The sequence below is a fragment of the Gluconobacter sp. Dm-73 genome (genome assembly GCF_018256215.1).
Taxonomy (GTDB): domain Bacteria; phylum Pseudomonadota; class Alphaproteobacteria; order Acetobacterales; family Acetobacteraceae; genus Gluconobacter; species Gluconobacter cadivus.
Genome location: NZ_JAERLW010000003.1, coordinates 250,277 through 270,480, shown reverse-complemented (window position 1 = coordinate 270,480; position 20,204 = coordinate 250,277). Strand labels below are relative to the sequence as shown.

Annotated in this window: 17 protein-coding genes; 11 read left to right on the top strand and 6 right to left on the bottom strand. The window is 60.8% G+C overall.

Annotated features, from left to right (window positions below; all coding sequences use genetic code 11):
* The first annotated feature begins 8 nt into the window (after positions 1–8).
* The 3 genes from JK176_RS04615 to JK176_RS04605 all read left to right on the top strand — a co-directional run bounded on the left by JK176_RS04615 (position 9) and on the right by JK176_RS04605 (position 2,586).
* The gene (locus JK176_RS04615; RefSeq protein WP_249194193.1) at positions 9–455 is read left to right on the top strand and encodes a nucleoside deaminase; all 447 of its coding nucleotides are present in this window, start codon (positions 9–11) and stop codon (positions 453–455) included.
* Between the two features lie 134 nt (positions 456–589).
* Entirely contained in the window at positions 590–2,134 is a 1,545-nt protein-coding gene (locus tag JK176_RS04610; protein WP_211586629.1) for a Do family serine endopeptidase, read from the top strand.
* Positions 2,135–2,253: 119 nt separating this feature from the next.
* A complete protein-coding gene (locus tag JK176_RS04605; RefSeq protein ID WP_194267001.1) occupies positions 2,254–2,586 on the top strand; it encodes a superinfection immunity protein in 333 nt (110 codons plus the stop codon).
* A gap of 7 nt (positions 2,587–2,593) precedes the next feature.
* Here JK176_RS04605 and JK176_RS04600 read toward each other — a convergent pair whose 3' ends face one another.
* Entirely contained in the window at positions 2,594–3,904 is a 1,311-nt protein-coding gene (locus JK176_RS04600; protein ID WP_211586625.1) for a lipopolysaccharide biosynthesis protein, read from the bottom strand.
* 231 nt (positions 3,905–4,135) lie between these two features.
* Between JK176_RS04600 and JK176_RS04595 the strand changes: the two genes are divergently transcribed.
* On the top strand, positions 4,136–5,266 hold the full coding sequence (locus JK176_RS04595; protein ID WP_211586623.1) for a CDP-glycerol glycerophosphotransferase family protein: 1,131 nt from the start codon (positions 4,136–4,138) through the stop codon (positions 5,264–5,266).
* A gap of 6 nt (positions 5,267–5,272) precedes the next feature.
* On the opposite strand, the gene JK176_RS04590 is transcribed toward JK176_RS04595, so the two are convergent.
* A complete protein-coding gene (locus JK176_RS04590) occupies positions 5,273–6,631 on the bottom strand; it encodes an L-serine ammonia-lyase (protein ID WP_211586620.1) in 1,359 nt (452 codons plus the stop codon).
* Positions 6,632–7,696 (bottom strand): low specificity L-threonine aldolase, encoded by a 1,065-nt coding sequence (locus JK176_RS04585; RefSeq protein ID WP_349291903.1) that lies wholly within the window; start codon positions 7,694–7,696, stop codon positions 6,632–6,634.
* Between the two features lie 83 nt (positions 7,697–7,779).
* Between JK176_RS04585 and folD the strand changes: the two genes are divergently transcribed.
* The 3 genes from folD to JK176_RS04570 are packed head-to-tail and all read left to right on the top strand — an operon-like array spanning position 7,780 to position 11,486.
* Positions 7,780–8,703 carry a bifunctional methylenetetrahydrofolate dehydrogenase/methenyltetrahydrofolate cyclohydrolase FolD gene (gene folD / locus JK176_RS04580; RefSeq protein WP_194261196.1) on the top strand — a complete coding sequence of 308 codons (924 nt, stop codon included), beginning with the start codon at positions 7,780–7,782 and terminating at the stop codon, positions 8,701–8,703.
* Complete coding sequence (locus JK176_RS04575; RefSeq protein WP_211586614.1) at positions 8,700–9,452, top strand: methylenetetrahydrofolate reductase; 753 nt, start codon at positions 8,700–8,702, stop codon at positions 9,450–9,452. The genes folD and JK176_RS04575 overlap by 4 nt, the downstream gene beginning before the upstream one ends.
* A 33-nt stretch (positions 9,453–9,485) precedes the next feature.
* Complete coding sequence (locus JK176_RS04570; RefSeq protein ID WP_211586611.1) at positions 9,486–11,486, top strand: M1 family metallopeptidase; 2,001 nt, start codon at positions 9,486–9,488, stop codon at positions 11,484–11,486.
* Between the two features lie 116 nt (positions 11,487–11,602).
* Here JK176_RS04570 and JK176_RS04565 read toward each other — a convergent pair whose 3' ends face one another.
* Together JK176_RS04565 and JK176_RS04560 are read right to left on the bottom strand one after the other, a co-directional pair.
* Complete coding sequence (locus tag JK176_RS04565; RefSeq protein WP_211575147.1) at positions 11,603–12,025, bottom strand: flagellar biosynthesis regulator FlaF; 423 nt, start codon at positions 12,023–12,025, stop codon at positions 11,603–11,605.
* Between the two features lie 135 nt (positions 12,026–12,160).
* Positions 12,161–13,765, bottom strand: coding sequence for a flagellin (locus JK176_RS04560; RefSeq protein WP_211586609.1), 1,605 nt, complete (start codon positions 13,763–13,765; stop codon positions 12,161–12,163).
* Between the two features lie 178 nt (positions 13,766–13,943).
* Between JK176_RS04560 and JK176_RS04555 the strand changes: the two genes are divergently transcribed.
* The 4 genes from JK176_RS04555 (at position 13,944) to JK176_RS04540 (ending at position 19,499) form a co-directional block, all read left to right on the top strand.
* The gene (locus JK176_RS04555) at positions 13,944–15,176 is read left to right on the top strand and encodes a putative DNA modification/repair radical SAM protein (RefSeq protein ID WP_211586605.1); all 1,233 of its coding nucleotides are present in this window, start codon (positions 13,944–13,946) and stop codon (positions 15,174–15,176) included.
* Positions 15,173–16,657 (top strand): UdgX family uracil-DNA binding protein, encoded by a 1,485-nt coding sequence (locus tag JK176_RS04550; protein ID WP_211586603.1) that lies wholly within the window; start codon positions 15,173–15,175, stop codon positions 16,655–16,657. The genes JK176_RS04555 and JK176_RS04550 overlap by 4 nt, the downstream gene beginning before the upstream one ends.
* Before the next feature lie 161 nt (positions 16,658–16,818).
* Positions 16,819–17,925: an HlyD family secretion protein gene (locus JK176_RS04545; RefSeq protein WP_211586601.1), complete on the top strand. Its 1,107-nt coding sequence runs from the start codon at positions 16,819–16,821 to the stop codon at positions 17,923–17,925.
* On the top strand, positions 17,922–19,499 hold the full coding sequence (locus JK176_RS04540) for a DHA2 family efflux MFS transporter permease subunit (protein ID WP_211586600.1): 1,578 nt from the start codon (positions 17,922–17,924) through the stop codon (positions 19,497–19,499). The genes JK176_RS04545 and JK176_RS04540 overlap by 4 nt, the downstream gene beginning before the upstream one ends.
* Here JK176_RS04540 and JK176_RS04535 read toward each other — a convergent pair.
* Positions 19,493–20,161, bottom strand: coding sequence for a TetR/AcrR family transcriptional regulator (locus JK176_RS04535; protein WP_211586598.1), 669 nt, complete (start codon positions 20,159–20,161; stop codon positions 19,493–19,495). The two genes, JK176_RS04540 and JK176_RS04535, sit on opposite strands and share 7 nt — an antisense overlap.
* Positions 20,162–20,204 lie beyond the last annotated feature (43 nt).

Sequence of the window (20,204 nt, the reverse complement as noted above, 5' to 3'; positions counted from 1 at the left end):
GTCCGGCGATGCAGACGGCGCTCCAAGCCGCGCGGGAGGCGGCCTCGTGTGGCGAGGTGCCGGTCGGTGCGGTCGTGCTGGCCCCGGACGGGCGTGTTCTGGCAGTGGCGCGCAATCACGTCGAGGGCGCGCATGATGCGTCTGCCCATGCCGAGCTTCTGGCGATGCGCGAGGCGGCTGCGCGTCTGCAAAGTCCGCGTCTGACGGACTGCACTCTGGTCGTGACGCTGGAACCGTGTCCGATGTGTGCGGCGGCGATCGTGCATTTCCGCATCGGGCGTGTGGTGTTCGGGGCCTATGATCCCAAAGGCGGCGGCGTGGAGCATGGGCCAAGGATTTTCGAGCGCCCTTCCTGTCTGCACCGCCCTGAAGTGATCGGCGGGGTGTGCGAGCGCGAGGCGTCGGCGCTGCTGAAAGATTTCTTCCGCAAACTCCGTAAACCCATCGCAGAATGACGTTGTGGAGGGCGAAATTCACAGTCCGTCACGAACTTACGGATGTTTCACCCGGCGGTCAGCTTGTGGAACGGGAACGGGGTTCATAGTTCAGCGCTATAAGCCACGATGTTTCGCAACAAGTCGGGATTGATATGACCACACGCTTTCGCATGTCCCTGTCCGCTCTCGCTGCCACCACCATGCTGGTCGCGGCCCCTTTTGCTTTCGCGGACACAACGCCCGCTGCCACAGCACCCAGCGGCGCCATCAAGCCCCAGACGGGCGTTCAGGCGCTCCCCAATTTCGTCACGCTCGTCAAGCAGGTGAAGCCGGCGGTCGTGTCCATTACGTCCCACATCAAGGCGGATGTGGCGGAAGAAGAGGAAAATGGTCCGGGCGGTGGCGGTGGTATGGGACAGGGTTCGCCGTTCCCGTTTCCCTTCCCGTTCCAGATGATGCCGCAACAGCAGCAGCCTAACCGGACGGTCGAAGCTCGCGGTTCGGGGTTCATCATCTCGTCTGACGGCTATGTCGTGACGAACAACCACGTCGTGAACGGTGCGACCAAAGTGACGGTCACGCTTGATGACGGCACGACGCTTCCGGCCAAGATCATCGGGCGTGACCCGAAGACGGACGTGGCCCTTCTGCGTGTTAAGCCGACCGGCAAGCTGCCGTTCATCGAGCTGGGGGATTCCGACGAGGTCCAGCCGGGTGAATGGGTCATTGCCGTGGGTAATCCGTATGGTCTGGGCGGTACGGTGACGGCGGGTATCGTCTCGGCGCTGGGTCGTGACCTGCATTCGGGCGCCTATAACGACTTCATTCAGGTCGATGCGCCGATCAATCATGGCAACTCCGGCGGCCCGCTGTTTACGCAGGACGGCAAGGTCGTGGGCATCAATTCCATGATCATTTCGCCCAATGGTGGTGGTTCGATCGGCATCGGGTTCGCCATCCCGTCCGACACCGTCAGATCCGTTGTGAGCCAGCTTGAAAAGACCGGCCATGTCACGCGCGGCTATCTCGGCATTGAAGGGCAGGACATCTCGCCCACGATGGCGCAGGCGCTGAACCTCCAGTCCCCCGAGCCGGGCGCGCCGCCGCACGGAACGCTGGTGGCGTCCGTCTCCAAGGGCAGCCCGGCCGAGAAGGCTGGCATCAAGAGCGGTGACGTCGTGACCACGCTGAACGGAAAGCCTATCAAGAACGGTCATGATCTGGCGGTGAAGGTTGTGTCCATTGCGCCGGGCACGCAGGCGACGCTGGGGTTGCTCCGTGACAGCAAGCCGATGACGGTGAACTTCACGGTCGGCAACCTGTCCGCGCAGGATCATGCTTCGGGTGATGCGACCGACAGCGCGCAGTCCGGTGCGGGCAAGCTGGGCGTGTCGCTGGCCTCTCTGACGCCGCGTGCGCGTCAGGAACTGGGTCTGGACGACAGTGTGCAGGGCGCGGTCGTGGCCGATGTCGTGCAGGGCTCGCCCGCCGATCAGGCCGGCATCCGTCCGGGCGATATTGTCGTGGCGGTTGGCAATCACGTTACGCCGTCGCCCAAGGCCGTCGTCGCGCAGGTGCATGATGCTCTGGGCCGCAAGCAGCCGCCGCTCCTGCGCATCCTGCGTGACGGGCAGCAGCTTTTCGTGGCCGTCTCCCCGACCGGTTCGGATGACGACAGCTCCGACGACGCCCAGTAAGAGGCACGCTAAAACCAGAAAAGGCGGGAAGGGTCAGACCTTCCCGCCTTTTTTTATGTTTGTTTTTATATCGAATCCGAAATACTCTCGGACTTTCACCCGTCCGGGACTGTGTTGTCGTGCACCTGATTACTGTCATGAAATTCGTCGGTGGAGCGCTGGCTTTGCTGGCGCTGACTTTTCTCCCAACGATCATTGCGCTTTGTACCCGCAAAGTTCACTGGCGTGAGGCGTTTGTGGTCAATCTGGCGTTTGCTTTTACATTTGCAGGCTGGTTCGCCGCCATCGCATGGGCTGCGACCGGAGACGATGCGAAGATCAAGACCCGCTTCAGGGCGCTTTCAACCCGCAAAAAGATCCTGCTCGTTCTGGAACTGGTCTTCGTGGAAGTGGCGGTGACGGGGTATGCCGTGTTCCATCACTCTTCCCACGCCACGCATCTTCTGCACTGATCCGGGATCAGCGCTCCGCCTTGCCGATCCGGTCGTAAAAGAACCAGACACCCAGCATCTGCGACAGCAGGATCGTCGCATTGCACGCCGCCGTCGACAAGCAGGCCCCTGCCAGACCGAAATGCCGTGTCAGGACATAAAGCGCCGGGAAATAGATCGCCATGACGGCGGTGCGGTTCTTCATGAGAAACTTCACATGTCCCACGACGATCAACAGTGGCTCCAGCGGGATGACCAGCAGACTGAACACCGCCGCCAGCAGCATGATCGAAATATAGAGCGACGTGTGATGTATATGGACATGCAGCAGAAAGCGGAAGATCGTCGATCCGAAGAAGGCCGACAACAGCAGAAGCGCGACTGAAAGCCCGCCCAGAACGCCGAACATTTTCCAGGTCACGCGTTTGAGGCCGCGCCAGTTCTGCCGGTCCCGCATCCGGACCAGTTCGGGATAGAGCACGGGCGAGATGAGCTGCGCCGGGGTGACGATCCCGTCCGCGATCTGACGGCAGACGCGGAAAACGGCCGCTTCGGCCGGCCCGAGACCCGTTCCGACCACCAGCGTCGCCACATGGCCCGAGATATTGCCCAGCGTCTGGTTGATGCTGGCCGCGCGTGTGAACTGCCACATGCCCGGAAGCTGCCAGCGCCAGTGCCGGAACGCCCGGAAATACCGGAACTTGAATTTCCGGTGCAGGATGTCCAGCGCGTAATAAATGTAGAAGCCATAATCGATGATGATCGTCATGGCCCAGACGAACAGGAAATATCCGAGCTTCAGATGCAGGACATAGCCCAGCAGCACGCCGAATGTTTTGGCGATGGCGGCACAACTGTCGATGATCGGGACGAGATGGAATTTCCCTGCCATCCGCAAGATGCCGTTCGCCCAGCCTGAATACATCAGCGGGCTGACGCAGACATACAGATCCGCCAGAAACCGTACATGGGCGGACCAGTTTGCGGTGTGTCCATAGATCTGCACGCCCACGAGGCCGAACACGATGGCGAACGCCGCCGAAAGCGTGTCGAGACGGATGCAGAAATGCACCACCCGGTGCAGAAGGTCTGTGTCATTGCTGTTGAAGCTGTCGCTGCCGAAGCGGATCAGCGTCTGCCAGGACTGCATCCGCGACAGGACGGAGCCGGTCGAGGCCAGCGAATGGATCAGGATCAGAAGTCCGAAATCGGACAGCCCAAGCGCCCGGACGGCTACGGCAATATAGATAAAGCTGCACAGCGCATTGGCAATGCGACCGAGGGTGAGAACACTGACATTTTTGAAAATGGATTTGAAAACGGAGCGTTCGCCGGACATGCGGGCCTTACTGACCACAAAGCCGCCAGAGTGTCTATGCCGGTAACGAATTGTAGCATTTCGGGAAGGTTTCTTGACACAAAAAGGTCAGAGATTATGAAGAAAATGTTACATATTCGGTGTCAGGATTTCTGTGGACGTGATCTTGCGGCGCCCCGTCTTCTCCTGAAGGCCTTAATCCCGAAAAGTGCAGGTTTCCGGCCTGTTTTTCAGGCAGGACGCATCTGATTAATGAAAATCGCCTTCATCTATATTGCCGAACCCTATCAGTGCTACCACACGGCGTCCGTCGCAAGCGCACTGGCTGCGATCCCCGGTCATGAGGTGGTGGAATATTACAGCTTTCCCGAGACGGTGAAGCATCTTGCACGCATCCGTCGCGCGCTGGACGTGCCTGACCTGCCGCTGAAGGCTTTTCCCAAATCGCTAAAAGCCCGTCTTCTGAAGCGCGCAAGACGCCTCGATCAGGAGCGGCTGGTGGTCCTGCGCGAGAATATCGCCGAGCTGAACCAGTATGATGCGGTGGTGGCGACGGAATATACAGCCGGTGTGCTGAAGGAAATGGGGCTTTGCGGCCCGAAACTCATTCTGCTGATGCATGGTGCTGGAGACCGCTATGTCAATGACGAGCATCTGGTGCGGGACTTTGATCTGACGCTCGTTCCTGGCCCCAAGGTCGAGAGCTATTTTCAGGACAAGGGCCTTCTGAAGCAGGAAACCACGCGGGTTGTGGGATATCCGAAATTCGATGTGTTCGAGGCCGTGCAGCGCGAAAAGACGATCGCGTTCGGCAATGGTCGCCCGTTTGCGCTGTATAACCCGCATTACCAGCGCAAGCTGACCTCCGCCTCAGGCTGGATGATGCCGCTGATCCGGGGGTTCAAGGCCCAGAGCGAGAGCGGGGATAGCGACTATAATCTGGTCGTGGCACCGCATATCAAGACCTTCCACAAGGGGTTCGGTATTCGCGAACGTCAGCTCAAGCGGCAGCGAAGCCCTGAAGTGATGGTCGATACGGGGTCGTCCGCCATGCTGGACATGACTTACACGTCTCAGGCGGCACTTTATATTGGCGATGTCAGCAGTCAGGTTTACGAGTTCCTCGGCATTCCGCGCCCCTGCGTTTTCCTCAATCCACGCAAACTGCCTTGGCGGGATGATCCGTATTTTTTGCACTGGACGCTGGGCGAGGTGGTGGAGGATCTGGACGATCTCATGCCCGCCATTGCCCGCGCCCAGGAACGTCATGCGGCATATCGTCCGGCGCAGGAAAACCTGTTTCAGGAAACCTTCGGCACCCCGCTTCTGGGGGGATCGCAACGCGCTGCGGACGCCATTGCGGAGTTCATGGCCGCAGCGTGAGGCTTTTCAGCATTCGGGGAAATTGACGGCCAGACCGCCGAGCGATGTTTCCTTGTAGCGGTGGTTCATGTCGCGTCCCGTCTCGGCCATCGTGCGGATGACCTGATCGAGCGAGACGTGATGCGCGCCATCGCCGTGCATGGCGAGGGAGGCCGCGTTAATGGCCTTGATTGCTCCGAACGCATTGCGCTCAATGCACGGGATCTGCACCAGCCCCGCTACCGGATCGCAGGTCATGCCCAGATGGTGTTCCATGCCGATTTCGGCAGCGTTCTCCACCTGAAGCGGCGTGGCGCCCAAGGCCGCCGCCAGTCCTGCCGCCGCCATTGAGGACGCGACGCCGACCTCGCCCTGACAGCCGACTTCCGCGCCTGAAATTGACGCATTGAGCTTGAACAGTCCGCCGATGGCTGCGGCCGTCAGCAGAAAGCGGCGCTGTCCGTCGAGCGAGTATTCGGGGCAGAACTCCCGGTAATAACGCAGCACGGCCGGGATCACGCCCGAAGCGCCATTGGTGGGAGCCGTGACGACGCGCCCTCCGGCGGCATTTTCCTCGTTCACCGCAATGGCGAACAGGCTGATCCAGTCCATGATGCCGTGTGCGGATGGTTGATTGCTGCGGCTCTGCTCCTTGAGCCGTTCGTAGAGTGCGGCGGCCCGTCGGCGGACGTTCAGCCGCCCCGGCAGCGTGCCGGAACGGTGCAGCCCGGCGTCCACGCAGTCCATCATCACGGAGACGATCCGGTCCAGATAGGCTTCGACCTCCGCACGGGGTCGCAAGACGCTTTCGTTCGCCAGAACGACGCCTGCGATATCGAGCCCCGTGTTTTGCGTGCGCTCCAGAAGCTCCGTGCCACTGGTGAAGTCATAGGGCATGTCGGGCTGGGCGTAGGTCGCGGTTTCGGTCGCCTGTTCCGGCACGATGAAGCCGCCGCCGACCGAACAGAACCGTGCGCAGGCGAGTAGGGTGTCCGTGGAATCGAATGCTTCGAACTGGAGCGTGTTGGGATGGACCGGCGGGACGGTCTTCGTGTCGAGCACGATGTCCGTGTCCGGGTTGAACGGCGTGGGATGACCGTTGAATGCAATGAGATGCGCCTGCGTCACGGACTGCACGATGCCGTCCGCGAGCGTCGGGTCCATCGTGTCGGGCTTTTCTCCCGCCAGTCCGAGAATGACTGCGCGGTCCGTCGCATGGCCCCGCGCCGTCCAGGCAAGCGAGCCATAAAGCGTTACGCGCAGTCGCACCACGTCTGGCGCATCGCACAGGCTTTCTGCAAAGCGGGCGGCCGCACGCATGGGGCCGACGGTATGGGACGAGGACGGCCCGATGCCGATCTTGAACAGGTCAAACAGGCTGATCATTCAGGCGGCAAGCTCGGCCAGCAGCGCATCGACGTCTTCGATGCGTGTGTGAAAACTCGGCACGAGGCGGATGAGCGTGCCCGATACGCCTTCCGGTGTGGGCCAGCGATAGAAGCCAAATCCTGCTGCTTCCAGTTCTTCGACAAGCCGGTCCGGCAGGATGACGAACACCTCGTTGCCCTGCGTCTCGAACGGAAGCTGTGCACCCGCGTGACGGCGCAGGCCTTCGACGATGCGCTGGGCCATGGCGTTGGCATGGGCGCTGTTTTTCAGCCACAGATCGTCTTCCAGCAGGGCCAGAAGCTGCGCGCTTAGAAAGCGGGCCTTGGACCACAGATGCCCGCTGCGCTTGATGCGACGCTCGAAATCCTTCAGCACCGGGCGCGTGCGGTCATTGACGAAGAACACGACCGCTTCCGCCGCCATCGCCCCGCACTTCGTGCCGCCGAACGACAGCACATCCGCCCCGGCTTTCCATGTCGCCTCTGCTGGCGTGCAGCCCAGATGGGCAATGGCATTGCTCAGTCGCGAGCCGTCCAGATGGACGGAGATGTCGTGGTCATGCGCGATTGCACAGAGATCCGCGAGGTCTTTCAGCGTATAGACCGTGCCCCATTCCGTGGCCTGCGTCAGCGACAGGGCGTGGATGGGGGGTTTGAGAATTCCGCCCTGCGCATTGACCCGCAGGCCCGTGCGCAGGGCTTCGGCGTCCATGCGGCCGTCGGCGGAGGGGAGCGTGACGAGTTTGGCGCCATGCATGAAGAATTCGGGGGCGCCGCCCTCGTCGTTGCTGATATGCGCGCTCTGGTCACACAGAACCGCGCCGTAGGGTGCTACCAGCGAGGACAGCGCCAGACTGTTGGCCGCCGTGCCCGTCACGACCGGGAAGACCGCAACCTCCGTTTCGAATACGTCGCCAAACCGCGCATTCAGGGACCGGCTCAGCGCATCGTCGCCATACGAACCCACATTGCCCGCGTTGGCGCGCATCATGGCGTCCATAACGGCGGGGCATGCGGGAGAAACATTGTCACTGGCGAAGTTCTTGCGTATTTCGTCGGTCACGAGACCATCCTCAGTTCCTGTAGCCGTTACGGCCCATTCGCCAGCGTAACTGAAACGACCGCCTGTTGTCATCCGGAGAGCCCATGAGCATGTTGTCCCCCGAGAAGCAGTCCGAACTGGCCTCAAGGATCATCGACGGCAAGGCCATCGCCCGCGCCCTGACCGATCAGATCGGTCGTGAAGTGGCGAAATTCGTCGAGCAGGGCAACACGATCCCCGGTCTTGCCGTGGTGCTGGTGGGTAACGATCCGGCGTCGGAAGTCTATGTGAAGAACAAGGCGATCCAGACCCATCGCGTGGGGATGCGCTCTTTCATGCACATGCTCCCACAGAGCACGTCGCAGGACGAACTGCTGGATCTGATCGCACAACTCAACACTAACCCGAAAATTCACGGTATTTTGGTCCAGCTTCCCCTGCCGGCACAGATCGACCCGGTTGTCGTGACGAATGCGATCGCACCGCACAAGGACGTAGACGGTCTGGGCGAAGTCAATGCGGGCCGTCTGTCGCTCGGGATCGACGGGATCGTACCCTGCACGCCGCTGGGCTGCCTGATGCTGCTCCAGTCCGTCCACAAGGACATGACCGGCAAGCATGCCGTGGTGATCGGTGCGTCCAACCTCGTCGGCAAGCCGATGGCGCAGCTTCTGCTCAAGGAAAACTGCACGGTTACGGTCGCGCATATCCATACCCGCAACACGAAGGAACTGGCCCGCGAGGCCGATATTCTGGTTGTTGCGACCGGTAAGAGCGGTCTGGTCCGTGGGGACTGGATCAAGCCGGGTGCGACCGTGATCGACGTTGGTATCACCCGCGTTGCAGCGGAAAACGGCAAGACCCGTCTGGTCGGGGACGTAGTGTTTGACGAAGCACTTCCGGTTGCCGGGCACATCACGCCGGTTCCGGGTGGCGTTGGGCCGATGACGATTGCCTGCCTGTTGCACAACACGCTTCAGGCGGCTCGCGCCACATCGTCTTCAACGTCTGCGGATGCCTCCTCATGACGCGCGTCTCTGTTGAACTGGTTCCGCGCACGCCGGAATCCCTGATGGCGGATGTGCAGACCGTGCGGGATATTCTGCCGCAGGTCAGCATGCTGAACGTCCCGGACCTGATCCGCTTTGATCTGCGCAGCCATGACGCCGCATCGCTGATTGTGAACCAGACGCCGTTCGAGGTGATCGCGCATGTCCGTGCGACCGACATCGCCCCGGACGCGCCGCTGCCGGGTGCGGACCGGCCGGAACTGACTTCCATTCTGGTCGTCGCCGGAGATCCGCCGCCTGCCGGCAGCGATCGGGTGGTCTATCCCAACACGTCCGCCCAGATCATTGAACGCTACCGCCGCGAGGCCCCGCATCTGAAGGTCTATGCGGTGTTCGACCCCTATCGCCGCGCGCCCTATCACGAGCTTGAAGAGATCGCCCGCAAGCGCGACGCCGGAGCCTGTGGCTTCTTCACCCAGCCGCTTTTCGACATTCCGATGCTCGAATGCTGCATGGACTGGCTGCGGGACGACACGGTGTTCTGGGGTATCTCCCCCGTTCTGGGCGACAAATCCCGCCGGTACTGGGAGCGCATGAATCATGTGATCTTCCCGCGCGATTACGACGGGACGCTTGAAGGTAACATTGCTTTTGCGCGCCGGATGCTGGGTGTCGTGAAGCAGAAAAACGACAATGCCTATCTGATGCCGCTGAAAGTTGATCTTGCCTCCTATCTGGGAGCGCTTGGAGATATTATAACGGAATAACATCGAACTTACCCAACGGAGGGCCTGCCCCGGATGTCTGTGCGCCTTTTTCTGCTTCCCCTGCTGGGAGGCGTACTCGTTCCCGCCGCCCTGCTGCCTGAGACCGTTACTGCGAAAACCCTCGCTGACCCGGCCGCCGTCTTCGCACCTCTGACCCTTCCCGACGCTCCGAACGTCTATCGCTCAGGGTCGGGGCTTCCGGGGCCGCAATACTGGCAGAACCGCACGGACTACGTCATTCACTCGCGGATCGACACGCAGGCCCATGTGCTGCACGGTTCCGAAACCGTGACCTACAGCAACAACAGCCCCGAGGCGCTGGATGTCCTGTGGCTCCAGCTTGACCAGAACATTTACCGCGCCGACACGCGCGCTGCTGTCGGCGCCATTCCTGGCAGCCACATGATGACGGGAGATCATACCGACGGCATGACGATCGAACACGTTTCGGTCGTGCAGGGTGGCCGCGAAGTGGACGTCACGCCGCTGATTTCCGACACGCGGATGCAGCTTACGCTGCCCCGTACGATCGATCCGCATGGCGTGGCTTTCGTGAAAATCGACTGGCATTACACAATCCCCGGTCCGTGGGGTGGCCGTACCGCTGTTACGCCGACCCGCGAAGGCGACATCTATGAAGTCGCGCAGTGGTATCCGCGCCTGAGCGTCTATGATGACCGTCGGGGCTGGAACACGCTGCCCTATCTGGGGCAGGAATTTTTCCTCGAATATGGCAGCTTTGATTACAGCGTAACGGTGCCGTGGAACTACACGCTGGTAGGCTCCGGCGCGCTGCTCAACCCCGAACAGGTCCTGACACCCGTCGAGCGGAACCGTCTTGCACAGGCCGCCCAGAGCGATGCGCGCGTCATGATCCGCACGCTCGATGACATCACCGATCCGAAAAGCCATCTGAAGCAGAGCGGTGAAGTCACCTGGCATTACGGGATGCGGAACACGCGCGATGTAGCCTTCGCGGCCTCGCCAGCCTTTGTTTGGGATGCCGCGCGTATCAACCTGCCGCCCGTTGTGCCCTGGACGAACTATCATGCCGTGCCGAGGCTTGCGATGTCTGTCTATCCGCGGGAAGGGATCGGGCCGCATGGCTGGGACCGCTCAACGGATTACGTCAAACACGCCATCGAATATTTCTCGTCGCAATGGTTCGAATACCCTTGGCCGAACGCCATCAATCTGGGCGGCCATGGTGCGGGCATGGAATATCCGGGCATCGTTTTTGACGGCATCAGCGACCGCGATCCGCAGCTTTTCTGGATCACGACGCATGAACTGGGTCACGGCTGGTTCCCGATGATCGTGGGGACGGACGAGCGTCGTAATGCCTTTATGGATGAGGGTTTCAACACGTTCATCGACGTCTATGCGTCTGATCACTTCAACAACGGTGAGTTCGCCCCCAAGCGTGATTCCGAATTTGCGCCCAAAACCGGCAATCCCGCGCAGGATATCGTCCCAGTCCTGACCGACCCGGATGCACCGGTTCTCATGACCGCCGCCGATGGTGTGTCTGAAAAATATCGCCACAGCGTGACGTATTTCAAAGGCGCTTACGGCCTGAAACTGTTGCGCGAACAGATCCTCGGACCAGTCCGGTTCGACGCGGCTTTCCGGCGCTATATTGCTGAATGGGCCTACAAACACCCGTCTCCGTCGGATTTCTTCCGCCTGATGAGCAGCGAAGCGGGCGAAGACCTGGGCTGGTTCTGGCGCGGCTGGTACTTCACCAATGCCGGCCCGGACTATGCACTGGGAACCGTCCATCACGACGCCGGAAAGCCCGTAACCGTACAGGTTCGTAACTATGGTGCGCTTCCGCTACCCGTGGTTTTGCGTGCTGATTATGCGGACGGAAAATCGGAAGATCTCCGCATCCCGACGGAAGCCTGGCGCCAGAGCAGCGACATTGTGGTCTCGCTGCCGGTTCATGACGGCCTCAAGGCCGTGACGCTCGACCCCGATCACGTCATCCCGGATATTGACCGTTCCGACAACCGACTGGCCATGACGCCCTGAGGCCACCGGGGCACACGAGAATGTTTCGTGTGCCCGGACTTTGGAGCATGAAAAAAGGGCGTCCGGCTGAACCGGCGCCCTTTTTTAGTTGGGGGCTGCTTTGCGGTCGAAAACTCTCAGCCCACAAGTTCCAGAGAGGACTTCGCGGCCGAGCCGGCATAGGCCTGAGACGCGGAGGGCGTTGCGATATAAGGCGCGGGCTCGGTGGACAGTCCTTCGATCATGTCGTTGTTGATATCGACGAGGGGTTGAAGGTCCTTCGGGGCATTAAAGGCCGCGTTGGAATACCGCATGGACCACGATCCGACCTTGAGAAGATCGTCGCGCAGAACGGCCGGAAGGGGGCAATCGACCCGCTCGACGCTGAGGGACAGAATGCTCCACAGCTTCAGATTGGCGGCCAGCGCCGCAACCTTCTTGTCATGATCTTTTGCCTGCGTCAGCAGCGTGTTGACGTGCCGGAACGCCATGACCTCGACTTCCCGCGAAGACAGATAGCTTCCGGACTGTTTCTGATACTGTGAGGCTGCATAGGTCACGACGGCAAACTCCTTTCGGAAAAGACTGTTTCAAAAGCCTCTGGGCGAGGGAGCAAGGGGCTTCTGAAGTAGTCCTGCGTATTGGCAGGGGAGTCTGAAGGGGGCCGGATGAACCGGCACCCTTCAGAAACCTGATCAGCCGCGGAAGAGGCTGAGCAGGGTGGACGACTGCGAGTTCGCAATCGACAGTGACTGAACGGCGAGCTGCTGCTTCGTCTGAAGCGAGGTCAGCTTGGCGCTCTCGGCTGCCAGATCGGCATCCGTGAGCGCGCCAACACCCGTCGTCAGGGCGTCGGACAGGCTGGACGTCGTGGTCTGGAGGTTGGAGATCGTCGTGCTGGAATAGCCGATCGAAGACGCGGTGCGCGTTACGCTGGAGATCGCTGCCTGAACGACAGCGCTGACGACGGATGCGCCGGTGACGGCCGTGGCAGTGACGCCTGATGAACTGGTTGGCGCAGTAAACACGCCCGCTGCAGTGGCAGTGCTCAACTGTGTGCTGGTCGCATCAATGGAATTACCGGCGATCGTCAGATTGTTGTTGGAATCCCGTGAAGCGCCAAAGCCTTGATAGTTCATGGCCTGCGTCAGTAGATCGACCTGTTTGACGCTCTGGGTGCTGGACGAGCCGCCAGTAGAGCTTAATGAATTTGCGGAGGACATGTCGACATCGGTCACAACCGTTTGGGTCGTGGCATTGCCGTTGGCGTCGAAAGCCGTGTTCGCTGTGTATACGGAATTACCGTTTCCGTCTGTTGACTGAACAAGGCTCTTTCCGTCCGACAGGTTGTAGGTGGTCGACCCGTCGGACGCCGTTGTCTGCGATGTGATCGTGACACTCGAACTGCTATCAGTCGTCAGTTTGCCATCTGAATCCAGTTTGAACGCTGTCGCCGGCGAGGTAGCGGTTGCCCCCACAGCCGCTCCGATCATCTCCATAGCTTTTGTCTGACTGGTATTAGCCGTGGTCGTGGTCACGGGGGGAGTGGCAGTAGTGTCAGTGCTAGAGTGACTTTTAGCGTCAGCGATAAAATTGTATGTGATAGATGGATTGGTTGCGCTGACCGAACCGCCGGTTCCAGCCGCCGCTTCGTTTTTCAGCTGAAGAACGCTCTGGGTATCAAGAGCTGCAGAAGATGTCCCAGGGTCAGTCTTCAGTGCATTTGCGCTCGTGCTGCTTCCCAGAGCCAGCGAAGAACCGGACATTTCCATGCTCAGGTTCGTCAGGCCGAGGCCCGCAGACGTCACATTGAAGCCGTTCTGCGTGAACGTGCCACCCTGTGCGTCCATGGCAGTCGACAGGCTCGTGTAGGTCGTGCCGTTGCCGGTCTGGCCGGAGAGCAGGTTCACGCCCTGGAACTTTGCGCCCGTAGCAGCAGAGTCGATGGAGGCCAGCGTCTTGGTGATGGCATCGTTCAGGGTCGAGTTGTCGACGCCTGTCGTGTTCGTGCCGATCGTAGTGGCCAGAGACTGGAGAGCGCTCGAAATGCTCGACAGGCCGGTCGTTGCCGTGTTCAGCACCTGAGCGGAGAACTGGAGGCCCGTGGAGACGCCCGACAGGGTCGAGATCTGGGCGGTCATGTTCTGGGCGATGGAGTACATCGCGGGATTGTCAGAGGCCGTGTTGACGGACTTGCCGGTGGAGACCGTGTTTTCGGTCTTGTTCAGGTCGGCCGTCGTCTGGTTCAGGCTCTGGAGTGCGGCCATTGCCGCGGTGTTCGTATTGATGGACAATGACATTGAATCGGTTCTCCGTCGGTGCAGGTTTGCGGCCTCAGGATAGGGGGGAGTGGTTAACGGAAGCTGAATCGGTTCCGTTAAAAAAAGTCCTTCAAAAATAACGGAAAACCGGCAAATAACAGGTTAATTTCACGGTTTCTCTTGCGTTCCATCATCTGGAACGAAATAAGAACACGACATGAAGAAAACACTCTCCCAGAGACTGGCGATTCTCTCCGATGCGGCGAAATACGATGCCTCCTGTGCGTCGAGTGGCTCGACGCGTCGGGACTCCGCAAAGAGCGGGGGGCTTGGGTCCACGACCGGGAACGGAATCTGTCACGCCTATACGCCGGACGGGCGGTGCGTGTCGCTGCTCAAGATCCTGCTGACCAATTTCTGCGTCTATGACTGTGCCTATTGCATCAATCGGTCGTCTTCGAATGTGGAGCGCGCGCGCTTTACGCCCGAGGAAGTCGTGTGGCTGACGCTGGAGTTCTATCGGCGCAACTGCATTGAGGGGCTGTTTCTGTCTTCGGGCATCATCCGCTCATCCGATCACACGATGGAGCAGCTTGTGCAGGTGGCGCGGGACCTGCGTCTGAAGCATGGGTTCAGGGGCTATATCCATCTCAAGACCATCCCCGATGCGTCGCCGCGTCTGCTGGAAGAGGCGGGGCGTTATGCGGACCGTCTGTCGATCAATGTGGAAATGCCGACCGTGGCAGGGCTGGAGCAGTATGCGCCGCAGAAAAAAGCGGGCGGTATCCGGCAGGCGATGGGGGAGATGCGGCTGAAGATTGATGCGGGCAAGGACCGTAGTCATACTGGACGCCGGGCCGAACGGTTTTCGCCGGGGGGGCAGAGTACGCAGATGATCGTGGGGGCGGATGCGGCGTCCGATCAGGATGTTCTGGCCAGCAGCGCCAATCTTTACGGCTCTTATGGGCTGCGGCGTGTCTATTATTCTGCCTTCAGTCCTATTCCCGATGCGTCCGCTTTGCTGCCTGCGAAAAGTCCGCCGCTTCAGCGCGAACACAGGCTCTATCAGGCGGACTGGCTGTTCCGGTTCTACGGATTTGCTTTCGGGGAGCTGACGGCCGGACGTGCGGACGGGATGCTGGATCTGGATCTGGACCCCAAACTGGCCTGGGCGCTGGATAACCGGGCGTTGTTTCCGCTGGATCTGAACCGCGCGCCGAAGGAAATGCTGCTGCGGGTGCCGGGGCTAGGGGTGAAAGCCGTGGCCGCCATTCTCAGGGCGCGGCGGCATCAGGCCGTGCGGTTGGAGGATCTGGCTAGGCTGAACGTGTCCATCCGCAAGGTTCGGCCCTTTGTACAGACGCCGGGTTGGAGTCCCGCCCGCCTGACCGACCGACACGACCTGCGCAGCCTGTTCAGCCCCGCGCCCCAGCAGATGAATCTTTTGTGACACGTTACGTCCTGACCCTTGAGGACAACGCAGCCTTTGAGCCTTGGCGGGAGATGGCGCGTTCTGCGTTGCAGCGTGCGATTCCGCCGGAGGCCCTCGACTGGCGGATCAGGGGCGGCGAGACGGATCTGTTCGGGCAGCAGACCAATGACAGCGACGGCATGGTGGCGCTGATGGAAGGGCCCGTCCTGAAAAGCGTGACATTGCGCGCGTCCTGCATCGCGTTGCTGCGGGACATGCTGTGCCATTCCGATCCCGGTCGGTTCGCGCTGGCTTACCGGATTGCATGGCGCGTTCAGGGCAATCCGCATCTGCTGGATGTGGCGACGGATGTCGATATCGCAAAAGCGCGGATCATGATCCGGCAGAACCGGCAGGACTGCCACAAGATAACGGCCTTCGTCCGCTTTCGCGAACTGCCCGCACAGATCGGGGAGGCGGGACGGCGACGGTTCCTCGCATGGTTCGAGCCGCAGCATCATATTCTCGAACGGGTCGCGCCGTTCTTTGCCAAGCGCTTTACGGACATGGACTGGATGATCCTGACGCCTCGCGGCTCCATCCGCTGGGACGGAAAAAATCTGGCTTACTCCGCCGAACCCTGCGAACAGCCGGAGTTGGATGACGGGTTCGGAGATTTGTGGAACACCTATTATGCCTCTACGTTCAATCCGGCCCGCGTCCGCACGAAAGCCATGCGCCGTGAGATGCCGGGCCGGTACTGGAAAAACCTGCCCGAAACGCGCCTGATCCCGCAGCTTGTCGCCGGGGCAGAGGCGCGCGTCCGGGCCATGGCCGAACAGGTGCCTCTGCCAGCGCCGATCTTTCACGAAAAGCTGCGCTCCCGCGACAATCTTCCCATCCAACCTCTTTCGGACACGCCTGAAGATCTGGCGGCGAAAATTCGGACCTGCACCGCCTGTCCGCTGCACTGTGCGGCCACGCAGGCCGTCGTCGGGGAGGGGCAGATCGATGCGCGGATCATGCTCGTCGGCGAACAGCCGGGCGATCAGGAGGATCTGGCGGGGCGGCCCTTCGTTGGCCCCGCGGGGCAGGTGTTGCAGGAGGCACTGGAAAAGGTCGGGGTCGATCGCCGCGCGCTGTATCTGACGAATGCGGTCAAGCATTTCCGCTTCCGCCTTCAGGGGCGCCGCCGCATCCATCAGAGCTCGGATGAGGCACATGTCGTGGCCTGTCGCCCTTGGTTAGAGCAGGAAATCGCGCTGGTCCGCCCCACACTCATCGTCTCGCTTGGTGCCACGGCTCTGAAGGCGCTGGATGGTCCGGGCAGGGCGATGGCGGAGAGACGCGGAACGCTTTGGACGGCGGGGGAGGACGAAAATGCCGTCCAGCGTCTGGCGCTTGCCCACCCGTCCTGGCTGCTGCGGCTGGGCGACAGCTCGCAGGGAGAGATCGAACGGGCGCGGTTCGAAGAGGGGCTCGCGCGTCTGCGGGATTTTTGCGAGCGTCCCGACGCGTGAAGAACGGACAATTGGAAACGGATCAGTTTTTTCCAGCTTGAAGCCCGCGAGACGATATGTCATGGATGACCGAACCGATCGGTCAGTATGAGGGTTTCAGGCCCTGCACAGTCAACCCGGTCACGATCTGACAGACCTGTTTTCAAAGCGAGAAAAACATTATGGCGCAAGGCGATCAGGCCGATCACGCGCAGGATGGCACAACATCCGACAAGAACGGAAAGCCGCAGAAAAAGCGCAATCCCCTTGTCCGGATCGCGTTGATCCTGCTGGTGATTCTGGTTCTCGTGGGTATCGGGGCCTATCTTTTCCTGACCCGCAACAATATCGAGACGGATGACGCCTACACGGCCGGTCGCAAGATCGCCATAGCCCCTCACGTCAACGGGTACGTTACGCAGCTTCTGGTGAACGATAACCAGTTCGTCCACGCCGGTGATCTGCTCGTGAGAATCGATAGCCGGGACTACGCTGCTTCCCTGAACAAGGCCGAAGCCGCCGTGTCTCAGGCGAAGGCCAATATTGACGCCTATCAGCTCATGCTGGCCGTGGCGCATAAGAACTTCCCCGGACAGCTCGTCACGGCGCAGGGCAACCTCGCTGCCGTTCAGGCGGAACTCATCAAGGCTGAAGCCGATTACCGTCGCCAGCGTTCGGTGGCCCGTGCTGCCACGTCGCAGCAGGATATCGACTATGCCCGTGCTGCGCTGGACCAGGCGAAGGCCCGTGTCCTTCAGGCCCAGGGTCAGCTCACGCAGGCTGAGCCGGTCAAGGAAAACGTGGCCAGTGCCGATGCCCGCGTCACGCAGGAACAGGCCTCCCTCGCATCCGCCAATGCAGAGCTGACGCAGGCTCGCCTGAACCTTGAATGGACGGAAGTCCGCGCCCCGCATGATGGCTGGATTTCCCAGCGTAACGTCGAGCGCGGCGATTACATGCAGGTCGGGCAGGAGATGTTCTCCATCGTCGAGCCGGAAGTCTGGATCGTGGCGAACTACAAGGAAACGCAGCTCACCCACATGCGTCCCGGACAGAAGGTGGATATCGACGTCGATGCCTACCCGCAGCTCAAACTGCATGGCCATGTGGATTCCATCCAGCTTGGCTCGGGTGAATCCTTCAGCGCCTTCCCTCCTGAAAACGCGACCGGAAACTTCGTGAAAACGGTCCAGCGCATCCCGGTCAAGATCGTGGTGGACAGTGGACTTGACCCGAACCTTCCGCTGGCCCTTGGCCTGTCTGTCGAGCCGACGGTTTATGTGAAATGAGTGATACTGCCGGGCATCAGGACTGGAAACCCAGTCATAATCCGTGGCTTGTGGCCGTCACGGTCACGCTGGCGGCCTTTATGGAGGTGCTGGACACCACCATCGTCAACGTGGCGCTGCCGCATATCGCGGGATCGCTCGGCAGTTCGTATGATGACGCCACCTGGGCGCTGACGTCCTATCTGGTGGCGAACGGCATCGTGCTGACGATTTCGGGCTGGCTGTCGCGGTTCTTTGGCCGCAAACGCTACTTCCTGATCTGCATCACGATGTTCACCGTCTCGTCCTTCCTGTGCGGACTGGCGACATCGCTGCCGATGCTGGTGGTGTTCCGGCTCATGCAGGGCTTCTTCGGAGGCGGCCTGCAACCCAGTCAGCAGTCCATCATTCTCGACACGTTCCCGCCTGAAAAGCGTGGGGCGGCGTTCGGCCTGACGGCCATCGCCACCATCGTCGGACCGGTTCTGGGTCCGATGCTAGGCGGCTATCTGACCGATAATTTCTCCTGGCGCTGGATTTTCTTCGTCAACGTGCCCTTCGGCATCCTGACGGTGATGGCCGTGACGGCTTTCGTCGAAGATCCGCCGTGGGAACGCATGAAGCGCGAGAAGGTAGACGTGATCGGCATCAGCCTGATTACGCTCGGCCTCGGCTGCCTCGAAGTCATGTGCGATCGTGGTGAGGATGACGACTGGTTCGGTTCGCCCTTCATCGTGACCATGGCCGTGCTGGGTGTGATCGGCGTCCTCGGAGCCATTCTGTGGCTGTGCTATGCGAAGAACCCGCTGGTTCGCCTGTCGGTCTTCAAGGACCGCAACTTCGCGGTCGGGACGTTCCTGATTTCGATGGTCGGTGCGACGCTCTATGCCTCGGCGATCGTCGTACCGCAGTTTGCCCAGCAGGTTCTCGACTATACCGCGACCACTTCGGGTCTGCTTCTGGCGCCGGGCGGCGTTGCGGTGATCTGTCTGATCCCGATCGTGGGCATCCTGATGAAGTTCATCCAGATGCGCTATCTCATCGCGTTCGGGTTTTTCGCCATGGGCATGGCCATGTTTCAAGCCTCGAACCTCTACGCCGCGATCGATTTCAGGCATCTGATGCTCTACCGTATCAGCCAGACGGCCTCGCTGGCGTTCCTGTTCGTACCGATTTCGACGATCGCGTACTCGACCTTGCCGCGTGAACTGAATGCCGATGCGTCGGCCCTGTTCTCGATGGCCCGGAACTATGTCGGCTCCCTCGCCATTTCTCTGGCGACGGCGGCGATCATCGAGACCCGGCAGCGCCATCAGACCTATGTCACGGACAACATGACGGCGGCCAATCCGGGGCTTAATTCCTATATCGCCAATGCGCAGAAGGTCGCGGAGGCGCACGGGTTCCCGGCCGCGCAGGCACATCAGTTCGCCCTCTACCGGACCTTTCAGGAATTCACCTCTCAGGTCGCCATGCTGGCTTATAACGAGGTTTTCTGCTGGATTGGCGTGATTGCGCTGTTCGTGGTGCCGCTGTGCTTCCTGTTGTCTCCCAACGGCAAGAAGGCGGCTCAGGCCTCAGGCGGTGGTCACTGATGGCGCGGTTCGTAGATCTTCAGGAAACTGTCGGCGGTAAAGGCGGCGAAGTCCGCGATGGCGGCATTGCTATCATCGACCGGCAGCCCGAAGCGGCGACGCTGGATGATGCGGGCCTGACACATCAGCAGGAACTGCTCGGCCGACAGGCTCGGGTCGGCGATGTCCAGCTCTCCCTGCGCCACACTTCGCGCCAGATATTCGCTCAGATTGCTGAGCGTCCGGCCAAAACCGTAGCGCCAGAACGTATCGGCCAGATGGGGAAACTTGTCGACCTCGCTGACGATGATGCGATACAGCCCCAGCGCCACCGGCGAAATCAGCAGGTGAACCGTCATGTCTGCAAAGCGGGTCAGCGTCACGCGGACGGATTGTTCACCGCCGCGCGACAGCGCTTCGATGGGGGAAAGACGGCAGCGGACCTGTTCTTCGAAGAACGCGGAAAACAGGGACGCCTTGCCATCGAAATGGTTGTAGAGCGTCCCCTTGGACACGCCGGCCATCTGCGCGATGCGAGACATGGACGCGCCTTCATAGCCGTCCGCCAGAAAGATCGCTTCGGCCCCTTTCAGGATCTGTTCGCGCTTGGCGCTGCCCGCAGGATCGGTGTTGCCCGACCCGTCGGGAGTGTCCGTGTGGCCGTCGTCCGTGATGCCCGTCATGTGAGCGAAAAATCCTTCTGTCCGTCAGGTCGTCTCTCTAACA

Coding starts and splice junctions, on each gene's coding strand:
- JK176_RS04540 (WP_211586600.1), top strand. CDS start 17,922: ATGAGTGATACTGCCGGGCATCAGGACTGGAAACCCAGTCATAATCCG.
- JK176_RS04610 (WP_211586629.1), top strand. CDS start 590: ATGACCACACGCTTTCGCATGTCCCTGTCCGCTCTCGCTGCCACCACC.
- JK176_RS04570 (WP_211586611.1), top strand. CDS start 9,486: ATGTCTGTGCGCCTTTTTCTGCTTCCCCTGCTGGGAGGCGTACTCGTT.
- JK176_RS04555 (WP_211586605.1), top strand. CDS start 13,944: ATGAAGAAAACACTCTCCCAGAGACTGGCGATTCTCTCCGATGCGGCG.
- JK176_RS04600 (WP_211586625.1), bottom strand. CDS start 3,904: ATGTCCGGCGAACGCTCCGTTTTCAAATCCATTTTCAAAAATGTCAGT.
- JK176_RS04615 (WP_249194193.1), top strand. CDS start 9: ATGCAGACGGCGCTCCAAGCCGCGCGGGAGGCGGCCTCGTGTGGCGAG.
- JK176_RS04545 (WP_211586601.1), top strand. CDS start 16,819: ATGGCGCAAGGCGATCAGGCCGATCACGCGCAGGATGGCACAACATCC.
- folD (WP_194261196.1), top strand. CDS start 7,780: ATGAGCATGTTGTCCCCCGAGAAGCAGTCCGAACTGGCCTCAAGGATC.
- JK176_RS04595 (WP_211586623.1), top strand. CDS start 4,136: ATGAAAATCGCCTTCATCTATATTGCCGAACCCTATCAGTGCTACCAC.
- JK176_RS04590 (WP_211586620.1), bottom strand. CDS start 6,631: ATGATCAGCCTGTTTGACCTGTTCAAGATCGGCATCGGGCCGTCCTCG.
- JK176_RS04575 (WP_211586614.1), top strand. CDS start 8,700: ATGACGCGCGTCTCTGTTGAACTGGTTCCGCGCACGCCGGAATCCCTG.
- JK176_RS04560 (WP_211586609.1), bottom strand. CDS start 13,765: ATGTCATTGTCCATCAATACGAACACCGCGGCAATGGCCGCACTCCAG.
- JK176_RS04535 (WP_211586598.1), bottom strand. CDS start 20,161: ATGACGGGCATCACGGACGACGGCCACACGGACACTCCCGACGGGTCG.